We start from the raw sequence: 15964 nt of genomic DNA, 5'->3' as shown, positions 1-15964 counted from the left end.
GCCGGTGAGCCCAGGGCGCCCGCACACGACCAGGAGCCGATCATGAAATCTCTGCACCATTGTGTCACTTCTCCGAGAACGCGCGTTGCCGGCGCAGCCACGACGCGCTCGCGAAGCGCCCTTTCGACGGTCCTTGTCTCGGCGCTGCTCGGATCCTCGACCCTGCTCGCGGGCTGCCCCGACAACGACGAGGCGCCGGCGAACACCGAGGCCAGCAGCGGCGGCGATGGCGGCAGCGGCGGCGAGCCTGGCAGCGGCGGCGGTGGAGCCTCGGGCGGCGGCTCGGCGGTCAAATGGGGAGGCTGCCCAGGCGACTTCATCTCCGAGTGCGCCACGGTCGCCCTGCCGCTCGATCCATCGAAGCCTGGCGGCGCGACGCTGCCCGTCTTCGTGTCGCGCCACCTCGCGCCGGGCGGCGCGGCGAAGGCGCAGGTCTGGCTCCTGCAAGGTGGCCCCGGCGACTCCGGCAACATGTTCACGGGCTTCATCGAGCAGCTATGGGAGCGCGTGATGCCCGATGTGGACTGGTACGTGCTCGAGCACCGCGGCGTCGGGCTCTCGAGCCGCCTCGAATGCCCGGTCCAGGAGGACCCGAGCTCGGAGGACGGGGCGGAGATCAGCGCGAGCGAGTGGCCCGCCTGCATCCAGGCGTTGAAGGCGCAGTGGGGCGACGATCTCGCGCACTTCACGACTTCAGCCGACGCCGACGATCTCGCGCGCCTCGTCGAGCGGGCGCGCGAGCACGGCAAGAAGGTGATCCTTTACGGCGCCTCGTACGGGACGGCGCGCGCGCTGCGTTTCTTGCAGAAGTACCCCGAGGCGGTCGACGCCGTGATCCTCGACTCGATCGTATCGCCGGGCGCGCAGTACCTGTCCTCGTACGATACGCAGTTCGATCCCGTGCTAAAGGACCTGTCCGCGATCTGCGCCGCCGATCCGGTCTGCGGGGCGAAGCTCGGGCCCGATCACCGGCCCCGACCTCGGCCGAGCTCCAGGCGCGCTGCGATGCGCAGCGCGCCTGCCCGGGGGCAGCGCTGGAGATTGGCCAGCTCTACGATGGCTGGCCGCGGTATCCGCACGACCAGCTCTGGACCGAATGGCCGCGCTCCTCCGTGCCCATCCTGGCGATGAACGGCCTGCTCGATCCGCAGACGCCCATCGGCCTGGCGGAGCTGGCGGCCGACAGGCTGACCGCGCCCCACCAGACGTTCGTGGCGGTGCCCTGGAGCCCGCACGTGGTCACGTTCGAGTCCCCCGTGAAGACCGCCGATGCGGCGCCCTGCGGCACGCAGATGATGGCGAAGTTCATCGCGGATCCCGAGGCCCCTGTCGATACGACGTGCCTCCACGACCTCGTGCCCGTCACGTGGGACGAGGATCCGGCGGTCGTCGCGAGGCTCTTCGGCACGAAGGACATGTGGGAGAACATGGCCTCGATCCCTCCCGCGCCGAGGATGGCGGCGCCGATCGACTGGGCGGCCGTCGCGCGCTTCGCGCGTGAAAGGAGCCTCCGCGTCGAGCGCTGACCCGTACATCCCGTGAACGAAAAGAAGCGAGCGTCGGCAGGCGATTGCGCGCGCCGGCCTCTTCAGGGCCGGATGGCGAGCAGCGCCGGCGTTTGGCCAGGCGCCGCGGCGGCCACGAGATCGAAATCGCGACGAGGAACCGCTAAGCTTTCTGGCGACCACCCCTCTCCGGCCGGGAATTCCTGGCGGGACTGTTCTGGGGGGGCGAACCGTCGCGAGACGTCGCATCCCCGGGGATTTGGGGGGAGTGTGACGACGGATCGCACCCCCTCGGAAGGCATGGGCCCAATGGTCAAGCCCCGGGCCTGGGGAGCTCGCCGTGACCGAGCCGTCGCGTCGGGCTGCCATGGTCGCCTCGCTCGCCAGCACCCGATGCCGCGCCCTCGCCCTCGGGGACGAGGTGGCGGCGCGGGTCGTTCACGACGCGATCGGTCGGCTGCTCGGGCTGCCGGTGGCACCGGAGGCATGAGCCCCCTCACGCACCTGGTGATCGACCAGCACGTCAGCGCCTCGACCCAGAACCAAGCCCTCGCCTCCGTCGCTTCGAACGTTTCGCGCCGGTGGGAGGCCGTCTTGGATCGGCGCGAGGATTCTCGCCCTAGCGTTGTAGGAAGACGAAAGCGCCCTTCTTGTTCGAGATGACGATGTCCGGCCGGCCGTCTCCGTCGCCGTCCGCGACCGTGAGCTGGGTGCCTACCCCCGAATCGTCGTCGATGAGAACGGGCTGGAAGTCGATGCGTTCCGCCGCTCGCGCCTGCTCGAACCAGTAGAGCCGTGCCGGCGCGTCGAAGTCCGGCATGCCGGCAGGCACATGACCCCAGAAGCGCTCGCCGCTCACGAGGTCCTGGAGCCGGTCACCGTCGATGTCGGCGTGAGCGAGCGCGTGCGGCTCGTGCATGAACACGCTCGACGCGGCATCGGGTGTGGTCCCCGGAACGATGACGTGCTCCACGAACGCGGTGCCGGCCGCGCTCGGAACCTGCTCGAACCAGGAGAGCCCGTAGCCGTGAGCGGCGAGCGTGGTCGCTATGTCCGCATCCCCGTCGCCGTCTATGTCGACCACCGGCATCTGCGCTCCCCCGGCACCGAACGGCTGCTCGACGCGCGTGAACGGCAAGCCGTCGGGCGACTCTGGGCTCCGCGTGAAGTAGCCGCTCGCCTCGACCAAGTCGCTTGCGCCGTCCCCGTTGACGTCGCCTGCACCGAGGCCGTGCGTGAACGCGCCGTACCCCCGATTCTCGGTGAGCGCCCGGAAGACCCACGGCTCGGTCGGGTCCGCGCCGGGCGACGACGTTCCGAGCACGCCTCCCGACATGTGCACGAGCTCGGGCACGCCGTCGCCGGTGATGTCGGAAAACAGGGGCGACTCGTTGTCGATCGGCCACGGCAGTGTGTCGTGACGAGCCCAGAGCGCGTCGCCGTCGCGTGGGTTCTGGTACCAAGCCGCGGGCACACCCGGAAAGCCGACGACGAGGACGTCGGTGAAGCCGTCGTGGTCGAAGTCGTAGGGGAACTCGAAAAAGCAATCCGAGTAGCCGTGCGGATCGAAGGCTTCCCTCGGCCAGACGGGATGGCTCGTGCCATACCCCGGCCCCTCGTACCAATCCGGGCCCGCGATGACATCCGTCACCCCGTCGTGATTGAAGTCCGCAAAGCTCGCCCCCTCGCAGTAGAACTCGCGGTGCAGCGTGATCTTCACGAAGCGTGCGTCGAGGGCGGCCTCACGGGGGAGCGGTGGGGGCGCGGTGACGGTGCCCGCGGGCGGCGCGTCGGTGCCCGCGTCGACGGGCGCGCGCGAGGATTCGGCCGCGCAGGCGATGACCAAGGCGAGCGGTGTGCAGCACAATACCCCGATTCCCGAAGCCATCTCCGAGCGCTTAGCACGTCGTGGTAGAATCGGTCACCATGCGCCGGCCATCGCGCACGGTCCCGCTCGTCATCGGGAGCTATGCCCTGGCGAGCAGGAGGATGGCTCGCGCAAAGCCATTTCGACCTGTCAAGAATTTTCCACCAACGACCAGCAGTTGACATCACGTACAAAAAGTACGGATCCACTGATCCCCGACAAGAACCAACAGATCCAACGAGTTCACTCTGGTGCCAGCACCGGAGGGGCGAGAAAGGTCGCGCCGACGGTAGCAAGCCGCATTGGCGAGGCGCCTGGATAGGACAGGTGCGGAGATCCGCGGAGGCCGAACCGTCTTAACCTTGGCCAGCACTGTCGGAGATGGCGGCCGAGGTGGCACAGGACCGGAGCAGGCGAGAACCAGCGCCAGCAGGCCGAAAGCGAGCCAGACGATGAGAGGATAGCCGGCGCAAAGCCATTCCGACCTGTCAAGAATTTCCAACCAACGACCAGCAGTTGACATAACGTACATAAAGTACGATCCACTGCTCCGCCTGCAAAATCCATCAGATCCAACGAGTTCACTCGGCTGTGTAACGTTGTCTACACCACGCTGCGGTCGTGAAAGTAATGGCGGGCCCGCCGCGCGAAGGTGCGCTTCGATTCGAGGTAGATCCGGAGATCCGGGTCGCCCCAGGCCGGATGGCACTCGATCTCCGAGCCCACGGCCCAGACCTCGACAGGGAGCTTGTCGCCCCGGTGCAGCGCGCGAAAGCGCTCGATGATCGCCACGAACGACGCGCAGTTCGCGTCCATCGCATGGTCCGTCTTGGACCCGTGCGCGAGCACGAGGATGTCCGCGCCCTGAAGCGCCGCGTCGAGCCGCCCGTAATCGTCGTAGGTGTAAACGACGTTGGAGCGCAGTCCGGTCACCTGCGCGCCCTCGCGCTCGAGCATCTCCTTCAAGGGCGCGCCGAGAGCGCCCGTCGCGCCGGTCATCGCCACGCGCCTTCCAGCGAGCGCACACCCTGTGCCCGCGAGCCGGTCGAACACCGTGGTGAACGAGCTCATGTAACGGTCCGGATAGGCGTGGTGCAGAGCATGGTAGGCGGCGTCGACGAGGAGCGCCCCCGGCGCCGGGACCACCGCCCTGTCCACGTGGTTCGAGTCGCGCCCGCGCCTGAACATCACCCAGGCGAAGAGGACCGAGAACAAGAGGAGCGCGCACGCCGACCGGGCGGCCCCGAACATCGGAGAGAGCGCGATCACGTCAACTATGCATCTTGCTCCCTTCTCCGCCTGCAGGCGGCTCGTACGGGACGTTCTGCGACGATGGCGAGCTTTCATCGCACCACCGTGGCGTGAAGAGTGCGTCCGGCTGAACGGCGTCAACCGCCGGGAGCGGCTGCCTGGGTGCCGCCACGCCCGCGCTCTCGCGGGGCGCGCCGCAAGCGTCCCGGGAGCGGATGGTCGCGCACGAGATGGACCGGGTGCTGCTGGAGCGGGCGGCGGCGCTTGTTCAGCCCAGCGCCATGACGGCGTGCGAGCGGCGCGCGGTGTCCAAAGCGCTGCGCATGGAGCGCCAGCGCTTGCGGTGAAGCTATGTCGACGACGGCCGGCGCATGTCCTCCGGCAAGTTGGCTTGCGGCAGGATGGTTGGTCGAGTACCTTGCGGGCAGCTCAACTCCGATGCTCTCTTCGACGAAGAGGGAAAGCGACGATCCGGAAATGGGAGCTGCCGAAGAGACCGTCTCGATCCGTGAGCCGATGTCGTTCGCGTTCGAGAGCGAGGCCGAAGCGGACGCCACGTGTCTCCTGATCACATGGTTTGCGATCGTCGAATCGGCAGCGCTCGGCGTCCTCCCCGTCCTCCCGGCGCTCGACCTGGCGCGGGAGCGCGACGATCTCGGCTATCTCGAGTCGTTCTTCGCGCACGGTATCCGGCACCTCAAGGACGAGCAAATGCACGCCAACCTCTGGTGCAAGGCGCTCCTCGATTTCAGCCGCGCCTACCCCGACGTGGTTAAGCGCGCGCGCCTGCCGGGCTGGCTGATGAAGATGATGCTCCGCAAGGTCGCCGTCCCGCACGGCGTGCTCGAGTTCGCCGTCGATTGCCTCGCCTTCGAGGTGGTGATGAGCGCCTTCTACAAGGTCGCCGCGCCGCGCCTGTCGTACCCTCCGCTCGAGCCGGTGTTCCGGCGCCTCGCCAGCGACGAGGAGGCGCACACCGCGTACGACCTCGCCTACCTCGAGGGCTTCTTCGCCCGGTCGAGCCGGTCCGCGCACCTGCGCGCGACCGCGCGCTACTGGTGGCACACGGCGGGCGTGCTCGCCACGGTCGTGCCGCTGCTCCGGGCGCTCGATCGCCACAAGCCGCTGCCCCGCGGCTCCTTCCGGAAGGCGCTCGCCGCGCACATCCAGGAGTCGGGGATGCCGGGCTGCCGTCGCCTGATGCCCGCGCTTCTCAGCGGGCAAGCTGCGTAGTCCCATGGGCGAGATCATCCACGATGGGTGGATTCACGGCGCCTCACCGCTGGACGGCGCCCCGCTGTGTCCCGTGCGGGTGACGACGGCCGACGGGATCCGGGGCGTGGTCCGCCGCGCCCGGCAGGCGCAGGCGGCGTGGGCAGCGCGGCCGATCGCGGAGCGGGCGCGCCTCCTCGCCGAGGCCGGGCGCTGCTTGATGGGGAAGGCCGACGAGATCGCGGCGGAGCTCCATCGCGAGCTGGGCAAGCCGATGGCCGACGCGTACGGGGTCGATCTCGGCTCGACCCCCGAGGTCTTTCGCTACTACACGACGCGCGCCGAGGACTTCCTCCCGGCCGAGGACGTCGCGTTCAACCCGGTGATGTTCCCGCGGAAGAAGGCGCGGGTCGAGCGCCTACCGCACGGGGTGGTCGGCCTCATCATGCCGTGGAACTACCCGGTCTCCATCCCGGTGCACAACCTCGTCCCGGCGTTCCTCGCGGGCAACGCCGTTGTGCTCAAGCCGTCCGAGCACGCCGCCCGGACCAGCGCGGCGCTCGTCGGCGCCCTGTCGGACGCGCTGCCCGAGGCGCTGCTCGGCCTCGTGCAGGGCGGCGCCGAGGCCGGCGCGGCGCTCGTCGAGGAGGTCGACCAGATCGTCTTCGTCGGCGGCGTCGTGGGCGGGCGGGCGGTGGCGCGCGCCGCGGCGGAGCGCCTGATCCCGGCGCAGATCGAGCTCGGCGGCAAGGACGCGGCCATCGTGCTCCGCGACGCGGATCTCGATCGGGCAGCGCACGGGATCGCCTGGGCCGGCTTCGTCAACGCCGGGCAGAGCTGCGCGGGGGTCGAGCGCGTCTACGTCGAGTCCGAGGTCTTCGACGCGTTCGTCGGGCGCCTCGTCGCCGTCGCCGAGCGGCTCCGCGTGGGCGACGACGGCACCGCGCCGGGCACGGTCGAGATCGGGCCGATGGCCACGCCGGCGCAGCTCTCGCGCGTCGAGGCGCACGTCAGCCAGGCGGTCGCGGCCGGGGCGCAGGTGCGCTGCGGCGGTGCGCGGCATGGCAACTGCTACCTTCCGACGGTGCTCACCGGCGTCGACCCGTCGCTCGACCTGCTGCGCGAGGAGACCTTCGGGCCCGTGATCCCCGTCGTCGCCGTTCCGGACGCGGACGCGGCGATCCGCGCGGCCAACGAGAGCGCCTACGGCCTCACGGGGAGCGTGTGGACGCGCGACGTCGCGCGGGGCGCGGCGCTCGCGCGAGAGCTCCGGGTCGGGGTGGCGACGGTCAACAACCACATGTTCACGGCCGCGGCGCCGCAAGCCGTGTGGACCGGGCGCGGGATCTCGGGCTACGGCGTGCAGAACGGCCCGGCGGTCGTGCAGGCGATGACGAGGCCGCGGCTGCTCGCGGTCGACGAGAACACCGCCCCGCGCGAGCTCTGGTGGTTCCCCTACGACCGCGCATTCTTCGATCTGGCGCGCGGGATGGTGCGCTCGCTGGGCAGAGGACCGAAGCTCGAGCGGCTCTCGTCGGCGGGCCAGATGGTCCGCGGCGCGGCCAGGCGGTGGCTCGCGGCGTCGCGCTCCGGGGAGGAGCGCTCTTGAGCGGAGCGCGAGAGAACGCGGCGCTCACCTGGAGCGCCTATTTCACCGCCGCGGTGTGGGCGTCGCTGGGCGTCCCGGGCGCAGCGCGCTTCGACACCCTGAGGGGGCGCGTCCTCCACCAGGCCGCGCGCTGGGGCGGGAGCATGCTCGGCCTGCGCGGCGACCACAGCGTCACGAGCCTCCTGCTCGCCGCGCGCCACCTCGGCCTCGGCGCGCTGCTCGATGAGATCGCCCCCGAGCAGGTGATCGAGCTCGCCGCGGGGCTGTCGCCGCGCGGGGCGGAGTGGGCAAGAGCTCGTCCGGTCGTGTACATCGAGGTCGACCAGGCCGCCGTGATCGACGCGAAGCGGCGTCTGCTCGAGCCCGCACAGCCGCGCGGCGAGCTCGTCCTCGTCGCGGCGGACCTGCGCGAGGCCGACCTCGGCGAGGCGCTCGGCGCGGCGCTGCGCGACCGCCGCACGGCGGTCGTCTCCGAGGGGCTGACCGGCTACCTCGACGAGCCCGCGCTGCGCGGGCTGCTGCGGCAGGTGCGCCGCGTGGCGAGCCGCCTGAGCTCGTGCGTGGTGCTCATGGACTTCTACCTGCGCGACGGCGCCGCGGCCACGCCGGCGCGCGACGCCGGGGTGCCTGGGGAGGCATGGCTGCGCAAGCGCGCGCTCCGCTCGATGCTGCGCCGGGGACTCGACGACCTCGAGCACCTGCGCGCGCTCGTGTCGTCGGAGGGCTTCGAGCTCCGCGCCGCGCACACGGCGCGCGACCTTGCGGTCCGGGCTGGCATCGCGCCGCCGCTGCTCGAACTGTTCGTCATCGCGGAGCTCGCGCCCGCGCGGAGCGGCGGCGACGCCGTACGGTAGCAGCGGTGACCGGCCGCCGCGCGGGCATCCCCCGGAAGGCCCCCGGCTCGCGGCGCGCGCGGGAGCAGGCAGAAGCGGAGGCGCGCGCGGAAGCGCGGGCGCGGGCGGCGCTCGAGGTGGCACGCATCGAGGCCCAGGCGAAGGCGCGCCTCGAGGCCGACAACGCGGCGCGCGCGCACGAGCTGGCCGTCGCCCGCGCGCGCCGAGGGCCGGCGCCGCGGCCTGGTGCACGCGCTCGCCGCCGCGCTCGGCCTCGTGCTGTGCGGCGGCGCAGCGGCCGCGTACGGGGTCGCGCAGCACGTGGCGGGCCTGGAGTAGGGAGCCCGGCGGCTCCGCGACGCACAGGCGGCGCTGGCAGAGGAGCGCGAGAGCGCGAGGGCGGCCGAGCTCGCGGCCCTCGACCGGCGCCACGCGGCGCTGCGCGGCCGGCCCCTCGCCCGCGAGGCCGAGGAGGCGCGCAATGCCCTCGATCTGCGGGCGCTGGACCGCGATCTGCTACGACTTCACCGTCGGGGACGACTCCGCCGCGCGGAGGGAAGATCTGCTCGCCGTCGTCACGCACGAGGCCGGGCATTTTCTGGGCCTCGACCACACCATGGCCGGCCCCGAGGCGACCATGCACTCCAGGTACGACAGGTCGGACCCGATGAACTTCCGCACGCTGCACGACGACGACATCGCGGGCATCTGCCAGATATACCCCCCTCGGGCTCTCTCCACGTCGACCTGCAACCCCATCCCGCCGCACGGGTTCTCGCCCGAGTGCGCCGATGACCAGCTGGTCCGCTGCAGCGCGGCGCCGCCGGCCGCCGGAGGCCCAGGATGGAGCGCCCCGCTGAACACGCTCGAGTCGAACTGGGCCTATATGGTGATCGCGTCGCTCGCGTGGTCGCTCAAGGCTTGGTTCTCTTTGCTCATGCCCACGGCGCCGCGATGGCACGAAGCACACCAAGCCGATCGAGAGCGCGTTCTGCGCATGGAATTCCGCTCCTTCGTGCAGCGTTTCATTCTCGTTCCGGCGCAGATCCTCCATACCGGTCGAACTCTCGTCTATCGGCTCCTTGCCTGGCGTCCCGAGCTGCCCATCTTCTTCCGCTTCCTTGATGCGCTCTGACGGCCGGGGCTGCCCGACGCACTGAGGCACGGGCAGCCCGACCGCGAACCTACAACCTCGAACCACGAAACGAGGGATCCTTGACCAGCCGCAGCGACGATCACCGAATCCCGGCTCTCCGGCAGGACGGATCCGCTCGGCGATTCGAGACGGCGGTTCGGCCCATTTCGAGGGTCGCCAAGCGCTTGATCGAGGACTAGCCGGCGCGGTCGTCGTCGCCCGCGCCGCCGCGCGTACCTCGTCGCGCAAGAGCCGTCCATCGCGCGGTCACTAGCGAAAACTGGGCCGGGCCGTGCTCGGAGGGTCGGACCGAGGCGGACCAGGCGTGGGCCGTCGGGCGCAGAACCGAATACGAGGTGCGCCGGTGTAACCGCCGTTTCGCACTCGGGCGCCGCGTGGCCGCGAAGAGCGCCGCCGTCCAGACGCACTTCCCCTCGCGATGAAATCGTTCAACGACAACGGCAACTTCGATAGGCTGCGCTTCACAATCGCGGTGGAGCACGCGATCGTGCTATGCGTAGCAGATGCCCGTGCGCCGCCTAAAACTCTCTTCTTCCGCCGTCCTCGCGTGTGTGGTGCTGCTCGTCGCGGCGTGCAGTGAGGGCGCCGACTCGCCTGGCGGAACCGCGAGCACGGCCAGCGCCGGGACCACGAGCGGCAGCGGGACAGCGGCGGGTGGCGGCGGCTCGCCCGGCAGTTCCGGCTCGAGCGCGACCAGCGGGGGCGCGGCGAACGCCGGTGCAGGAGGCACGGCCGGCGGGGGCGCCGGCGGAGCGGGCTCGGGTGGCATGGGCGGCGTATCCGACGGTGGCGGAGGTACCGCGGGCAACGGAGGTGACGGAGGGGGCAGCGCTGGCGCGGGCGGCGGCCCGGCATTCCAGCCCTGCCCGGCGAGCGGCTCCTGTAAGGTCATGCCCTTCGGCGATTCAATCACGCAGGGTTTCAATGTCGCCGGCGGCTACCGCGCCCCGCTGTTCCACCTCGCGCTCGAAGCGAACCGCGACATCACCTTCGTCGGTTCCGCCAATGATTACAGCGTGCCCATGGTGGACGGAGTGACGTTCCCGAGGAACCACGAGGGTCACGGCGGCTGGACGATCGAGGGCAACAACGGCATCGCGCAGCTCGTGGGCACCAGCATTCCGAATTACAAGCCCAACATCATTACGTTGATGATCGGAACGAACGACATCAACGGTAACATCAACCTTGCGGACGCACCGAATCGCCTGGGCAAGCTGCTCGACTCGATTTTCATGCGTGATCCGAACATCCTCGTGGTGCTCGCGCAGATCGTGCCGACGAGAACGGACGGCACGAACAACACCATCAAGACCTACAACGCGGCCATGCCCGACCTGGTTTCGACGCGCGTCAGCAAGGGGCAGCACATCGTGCTGGTGGACATGTACACAGCGTTCACCAACGACGCGAACTACAAGCAGTCCCTCTTCGCCGACAATCTCCACCCGAACCAGGCAGGGTATAACCGCATGGCCGATGTTTGGTTCGAGGCGTTGAGTCCGTACCTTCGCTGAAATCGAAAGGCGAACGCCACCAACGCTCGAGCAGATTCGCGGCGCACGCCGTTCGAGCCGAAATTGAGGAGCTCGCGGCGTAACCCCGGCTATTGATTCGCCCCGGCGCAATCACCTCGCCTGGTATCGAGAACGAATGGCAGCACGACGCGGCTTCCGGCTCTCAAGAGCCCCACGGCGTCTCGCCAGGACAATGACTATCGGGTGCGCGCGCCGAACCTTGATAGAGCGACCTTCGATGAACCAGGGTGGGATCACGGGATCCCGACGGGTACGGCTGCCGGGTCGTTTCGTTGCTGTCACTTCCCTCGGCCTCGCGTGCTTGGGTCTGCTCACCGATTGCGACGATACAGAGGATGGGGATGGCCGAGTCTTCATCAGCGGAGTGAAAGACACGAGCGGCAAGGTCGTCGGCGTGGCCGTCGATTTCGTTCCCAATCGCTCTGGCGACCACGCCGCGAAAGTGCAGCTGGACGTTCAGGTCTGGAATGGCGACTTGATGATGAACGGCAAAACCGCCGAGCACGAGTGCTTGGACCTGCCGGCTTCCGGTCGGCTCACGCGGCTCTCCCACGGCGGTGAGCTGACTTCCAACGCGCGAGTCCGCTTCGCCGCCATGCGCCAAGGCCCCGCTTCGAAAAGCAGCGCGACAGCAACTGCGGGCGCGGGCGGCGTATCGGCAGCCGGGCCCGTCTGCGCGGGCATCGAGCTAGATGACGCCGTTTGGCCGAGCGTAGGCGCCAGCGTGCCGCCCGTCGACTCCGGCGGAAACGGCGGATCCGCAGGCAGCGGTGGCTCGAACGGCGGAACGAGCGCGGGCGGCACTGGAGGCAACGACGGCGGGACAGGCGGCTCGCCCGACGCCGGCGCTGGCGCCGGCAACGCGCTGCCTCCGCCGTCTCGGGACGAGAGCCGCCCGCCGGCCCGCAATGGCTCCGCGGGCTCTCGCCGTCTTCTCCGAGCGCGCTCGCGTACGACGAGCCGCTGTGCGCTGCGCTCGATGGCTTCACCTTGCACGCAGCGACGCGCGCCGGTGCGCACCATGCCGCGGCGAGGGAGGCGCTGCTGCGTTACGTGCTGCGACCCCGATCGCAAAGGAGCGCGTCGAGCCGCAGCAGGACGGCCTGGTGCGGCTCTCGCTCAAGCGCGCCTTCGCTGACGGGACTGTCGCGGTGGACATGGATCCGCTCTCGCTCCTGTGCCACCTCGCGGCCAGCGTCCCGCCGCCGCGCTTTCACACCGTCAAGTACGCGGGCGTGCTCGCGTCGGCGAGTCGCCCACGTTGGCGCGCAAGCGCATCGGACCGCGCCCTGCGAAGCCAGAAGAGCCTACGAAGGCGGACGATGACGCCGCTCCGAAACGCAAGCGGGGCGGCTATCGAGCGGTCGACAAACCGCGCCGAGCTCTTTCGACCCAGGACCGAGCCATCACGACGCTCGCGGTCCCACCCTTTCGGCTTGCTGCATTACGTTTCTTCGCGCTGTTGGCGCTCGCTGCAAACCGCGGAATTCCGGACAGCCCGAGCGCTGGGTGAGTCGTTCGTCACCCCCCAGGGTCACCGCGATCGTTTCGGGCGTGGTGGTGGCGACGAGCTGATCGGCGGAGGAAGCGGGAAGGTCACCGCCTCCGGGCGCTCGCGGCGCCCAGGGCAGGCGCAACCGCCGGCTTGGCCCAGGTCGCGGAGGAGGCGCATGCTCGGGCCCGCAGAAAGAATGAGGGCCCGGAGTTCGCCGCTCCGAGCCCTCGGTCGTTCGCGGATGGACGCGGTCGACGCCTTGTGGTGTCGCACGGTCCACCCGGCTCGGCCAACTTTCCGCTCGGTGCGGGATGGACTCCGTTCGCCAGGTTCAGTGCGCAAATCCGGCCTGCGCTCGGCTCTTTTACCTCTGTCCGCGGTGCGACCGCGGCGACTGGTACTGCGGGGCCGTGTGCAAGGACCTCCGGCGTCGGCTGGCGCGGCATGAGAGCGCGCAGCGCTACTGGAGGAGTCCGGAGGGCAAGCACATGACGTTGCTCCGGGTCCGACAGCTCCGGAAGGAGCGCGCGACGATTGTAACGGACGCTGCTACCCGAGAAGTTGCCCCACCCGCGACTCTCCCCTCGCCGGCCGATTCGCTCCTCGTGTCGAGGGGCGCGAGCGCCGGCGAGGAGAAGAGCCATGAGTTCGATCTGGATGGGAATCGCCCCGGGCCCGACCGCGACGCGGGTGCTGGCGATGCACGGCGCGGGCGAGACGCTCCTGAAGGCGAGGCTGCGCCGCGACCCCTCGCACCCGCGCGCGCTCGCGACGCTCCTGGAGGCGATCGCGCTCTGGCAGGGGATGCACGTCCACGCTGCGCTCGCTGCGGACGACGAGCGGACTTCGTGCGACTCGAGTCTCTGTCGAGATCGGTTGACCGACCACGGAATCGATCCGCTGTTCACCGTCGCCTGGGTCCCCGTCGCCGGGCGAAGGCGAAGACGGCCGGGGATCGCGGGGATGGGCCGCTTTCATGATCTCGAGCGACTGCTGATCGGAGAGGTGTCGCGATGATCTCGGAAGAGCTGCGCTCCCGCATGCGAAGGCTCTACTTCGCCGAGCACTGGAAGGTGGGGACGATCGCCGCCGAGCTGGGCGTCCACCACGACACCGTGCGCCTCGCCATCGATGCGACGCGCTTCGTCAACACCCAGTACCGAGCGCACGTTTCGGTCCTCGATCCCTACAAGAGCTTTATCCAGCTCACGCTCAAGGACCACCCGAAGCTGCTCTCCACCCGGCTCTACGACATGATCACGTCCCGTGGCTACGCAGGCTCGGTGGTGCAGCTGCGCCGGTACGTGCGCGCCATCCGACCCTCTTCGCACCACGAGGCGTTCTTTCGCCTGCGCACCCTGCCGGGGGAGCAGGCCCAGGTGGACTGGGGATGCTTTGGGACCCTCCTCGTTGGCAGGGCCAAGCGAGCGCTGTCGTGCTTCGTGATGGTACTCGGGTGGTCGCGCGCCGTCTACGCCTACTTCACCCTCGACCAGACGCTGGAGAGCTTCGTCCGCTGCCACATGCGCGCCTTCGAGGCGCTCGGCGGCGTGCCACGGGCGCTGCTCTACGACAACCTCAAGACGGCCGTGCTCGAGCGGCAGGGAGACATCATTCGCTTTCATCCTCGTCTGCTCGAGCTCGCGGGCCACTACCACTTTGCCACCAAGCCCTGCGCGCCGTACCGGGGAAACGAGAAGGGCAAGGTCGAGAGGGCCATTCGCTACCTGCGCTACTCTTTCTTCGACGCTCGCTCGTTCTCCTCGGTGGCCGACCTCAACACGCAGCTTGCCGCCTGGATCGCGGCCGTCGCCCACACACGCCGCGTCCCCGGCGATCCCGACGGACGCCTGGTCGCCGAGGCGCTCACCGAGGAGCGGCCGCGCCTGCTGCCGCTGCCGCAACATGCCTTCGAGAGCGATCTGGTGCGACCGGCGGCTTCGGGCAAGACGCCGTACCTCCGCTTCGACCTCAACGACTACTCGATCCCGCACGCTCTCGTGCGCAAGCCGCTCACGCTGATCGCCTCGGAGGAGAGTGTCCGGATTGTCGACGGCAAGACCGTCGTCGCCCATCACCGCCGCTCCTACGATCGGCTTCAAACCGTGGAGGACCCGACGCACCTCCAGACGCTCGCCGACCACAAGCGCCACGCGCACGAGCTGCGCGGGCGCGACCGTCTGCGCACCGCCTGCGCCCATGCCGAGGCGTTTCTCGACGCCATTGCGCTGCGGGGCGGGCACCTCGGTGGCACCACGTCTCGGCTGCTGCGGCTGCTCGATCGATTCGGCGCGGCGCCCCTCGATGGGGCGATCGCCGATGCGTTCGGGCGCGGCGCGCTCTCGGCCCAGTCGGTCGCGCACGTGCTCGATCAGGCGACGCGCGCCGCCGGGGCCCCGCCGCCGCTCGAACACGTCATGTCCGACGATCCGCGAATCCACGGACTGCGGATCACGCCGCACGCGCTCGGCCGCTACGACGCGCTCGGCGCCAGCGACCCGGAGGAGCGTCATGAGTGATCTCGCAGAACGTCTTGACGACCTCGGGCTCCGCGCCACCGGCGCGGGGCTCGACGATCTCATCGCCCTGGCAACGAAAGAGCGCTGGAGCCCGGTGCAGCTGCTCGAACGGGTCGTCGATCTCGACGAGAAGGACCGCGTGAGGCGCAGCCTGGAGCGGCGCTTCTCGGACAGCCATCTCGGCCGCTTCAAGCCGATGATCGACTACGACTGGGCCTGGCCGACGAAGATCGACCGCGAGCTCGTCGAGCACTCGCTCGGCGGGGGCTATCTCGCCGCCGCGCGCAACATCGTGCTCGCCGCCCCGCAAGGCCTGGGAAAGACGATGATCGCCCAGAATCTCGCGCACCAGGCCGTCCTGATGGGCCACTCGGTCCTCTTCGTCACCGCCGCGCAGCTCCTGCTCGATCTGGGCTCACAGGAGTCCTCACGTGCCCTCGACCGTCGCTTGAAGCACTACGCGAAGATCAGCCTGCTCGTGCTCGACGAGGTCGGCTACCTCGCCTTCGACAACCGCAACGCCGACCTGCTCTTTCAGGTGGTGAGCCGGCGGTACGAGAAGAAGAGCCTTGTGCTCACCACCAATCTCGCGTTTAGCGACTGGCCGACGGTCTTCCCGAACGCGACGTGCGCCACCGCGCTCATCGACCGGGTGATCCATCATGCCGACGTGATCGCGATCGAGGGGGAGAGCTACCGGTTGCGCGAAGCCAAGGAGCACGCCGGCCGGCGAGCACCGTCTCCGCGAGACGACGGGGTGCCGAAGAACAAGAAGAAGTAGGCGTTGCCCGGCAGCCCGGCCACCCGCTCAGGGGTCGGCCGGGCTGTTCAGATTTCCGCGGTTTGAACGGTCCAGCAACAGCGCGGCGCTCCGGCTTCTTTTACCTACGCGCCGCCGCCTTTTACCTACGCGCCCGGCTTCTTTTACCTACGCGCCGAACGATACGGTCGCGGCCGGTATGGTGACGCGCCTATTTTG

At 69.6% G+C, this 15964-nt stretch carries 15 protein-coding genes and 2 pseudogenes; 14 read left to right on the top strand and 3 right to left on the bottom strand.

Going from position 1 to position 15964, the window contains the following annotated elements; translation table 11 throughout:
- The first annotated feature begins 42 nt into the window (after positions 1 to 42).
- The 3 genes from WMF17_RS09920 (at position 43) to WMF17_RS09910 (ending at position 1995) form a co-directional block, all read left to right on the top strand.
- Complete coding sequence (locus WMF17_RS09920; protein WP_437649040.1) at positions 43 to 1131, top strand: alpha/beta hydrolase; 1089 nt, start codon at positions 43 to 45, stop codon at positions 1129 to 1131.
- Positions 1113 to 1526, top strand: a complete 414-nt coding sequence (locus WMF17_RS09915; RefSeq protein WP_437601726.1) for a hypothetical protein — start codon at positions 1113 to 1115, stop codon at positions 1524 to 1526. The genes WMF17_RS09920 and WMF17_RS09915 overlap by 19 nt, the downstream gene beginning before the upstream one ends.
- Positions 1527 to 1845: 319 nt before the next feature.
- Entirely contained in the window at positions 1846 to 1995 is a 150-nt protein-coding gene (locus tag WMF17_RS09910) for a hypothetical protein (protein ID WP_437601725.1), read from the top strand.
- A gap of 129 nt (positions 1996 to 2124) precedes the next feature.
- Here the strand turns inward: WMF17_RS09910 and WMF17_RS09905 are convergent, their stop codons facing one another.
- Positions 2125 to 3393: an FG-GAP repeat domain-containing protein gene (locus WMF17_RS09905; protein ID WP_437649038.1), complete on the bottom strand. Its 1269-nt coding sequence runs from the start codon at positions 3391 to 3393 to the stop codon at positions 2125 to 2127.
- A 582-nt stretch (positions 3394 to 3975) separates the two neighbouring features.
- Positions 3976 to 4641, bottom strand: coding sequence for a hypothetical protein (locus tag WMF17_RS09900; protein ID WP_437649036.1), 666 nt, complete (start codon positions 4639 to 4641; stop codon positions 3976 to 3978).
- 197 nt (positions 4642 to 4838) lie between these two features.
- Here WMF17_RS09900 and WMF17_RS09895 point away from each other — a divergent pair, with 197 nt between their 5' ends.
- The 7 genes and pseudogenes from WMF17_RS09895 (at position 4839) to WMF17_RS09865 (ending at position 10950) form a co-directional block, all read left to right on the top strand.
- On the top strand, positions 4839 to 4970 hold the full coding sequence (locus WMF17_RS09895; protein ID WP_437601722.1) for a hypothetical protein: 132 nt from the start codon (positions 4839 to 4841) through the stop codon (positions 4968 to 4970).
- A 130-nt stretch (positions 4971 to 5100) separates the two neighbouring features.
- Positions 5101 to 5856, top strand: a complete 756-nt coding sequence (locus WMF17_RS09890; RefSeq protein WP_437601721.1) for a hypothetical protein — start codon at positions 5101 to 5103, stop codon at positions 5854 to 5856.
- Positions 5857 to 5860: 4 nt separating this feature from the next.
- Positions 5861 to 7444, top strand: a complete 1584-nt coding sequence (locus tag WMF17_RS09885; RefSeq protein ID WP_437601719.1) for an aldehyde dehydrogenase family protein — start codon at positions 5861 to 5863, stop codon at positions 7442 to 7444.
- Positions 7441 to 8298 (top strand): class I SAM-dependent methyltransferase, encoded by an 858-nt coding sequence (locus tag WMF17_RS09880; protein ID WP_437649034.1) that lies wholly within the window; start codon positions 7441 to 7443, stop codon positions 8296 to 8298. The genes WMF17_RS09885 and WMF17_RS09880 overlap by 4 nt, the downstream gene beginning before the upstream one ends.
- A gap of 460 nt (positions 8299 to 8758) precedes the next feature.
- Positions 8759 to 8986: pseudogene (locus tag WMF17_RS09875) on the top strand (matrixin family metalloprotease); the annotation flags it as partial.
- A 141-nt stretch (positions 8987 to 9127) separates the two neighbouring features.
- A pseudogene (locus tag WMF17_RS09870) lies at positions 9128 to 9412 on the top strand (IS1380 family transposase); the annotation flags it as partial.
- A gap of 524 nt (positions 9413 to 9936) precedes the next feature.
- The gene (locus tag WMF17_RS09865) at positions 9937 to 10950 is read left to right on the top strand and encodes an SGNH/GDSL hydrolase family protein (protein WP_437649032.1); all 1014 of its coding nucleotides are present in this window, start codon (positions 9937 to 9939) and stop codon (positions 10948 to 10950) included.
- A gap of 163 nt (positions 10951 to 11113) precedes the next feature.
- Here WMF17_RS09865 and WMF17_RS09860 read toward each other — a convergent pair whose 3' ends face one another.
- On the bottom strand, positions 11114 to 11575 hold the full coding sequence (locus WMF17_RS09860; protein WP_437649030.1) for a hypothetical protein: 462 nt from the start codon (positions 11573 to 11575) through the stop codon (positions 11114 to 11116).
- 304 nt (positions 11576 to 11879) lie between these two features.
- On the opposite strand from WMF17_RS09860, the gene WMF17_RS09855 reads away from it, so the two are divergent.
- The 4 genes from WMF17_RS09855 to istB all read left to right on the top strand — a co-directional run bounded on the left by WMF17_RS09855 (position 11880) and on the right by istB (position 15766).
- Positions 11880 to 12914: a transposase gene (locus tag WMF17_RS09855; protein ID WP_437649028.1), complete on the top strand. Its 1035-nt coding sequence runs from the start codon at positions 11880 to 11882 to the stop codon at positions 12912 to 12914.
- Between the two features lie 194 nt (positions 12915 to 13108).
- Positions 13109 to 13483, top strand: a complete 375-nt coding sequence (locus WMF17_RS09850; RefSeq protein ID WP_437644268.1) for a hypothetical protein — start codon at positions 13109 to 13111, stop codon at positions 13481 to 13483.
- Positions 13480 to 14985: an IS21 family transposase gene (gene istA, locus WMF17_RS09845; RefSeq protein ID WP_437644267.1), complete on the top strand. Its 1506-nt coding sequence runs from the start codon at positions 13480 to 13482 to the stop codon at positions 14983 to 14985. Before WMF17_RS09850 ends, istA begins: the two co-directional genes overlap by 4 nt.
- Positions 14978 to 15766 (top strand): IS21-like element helper ATPase IstB, encoded by a 789-nt coding sequence (gene istB / locus WMF17_RS09840; RefSeq protein ID WP_437644266.1) that lies wholly within the window; start codon positions 14978 to 14980, stop codon positions 15764 to 15766. Before istA ends, istB begins: the two co-directional genes overlap by 8 nt.
- Positions 15767 to 15964 lie beyond the last annotated feature (198 nt).

The sequence above is a fragment of the Sorangium sp. So ce362 genome (assembly GCF_051519845.1).
Lineage (GTDB): Bacteria > Myxococcota_A > Polyangia > Polyangiales > Polyangiaceae > Sorangium.
This window is presented reverse-complemented; position numbering and strand designations above follow the sequence as displayed.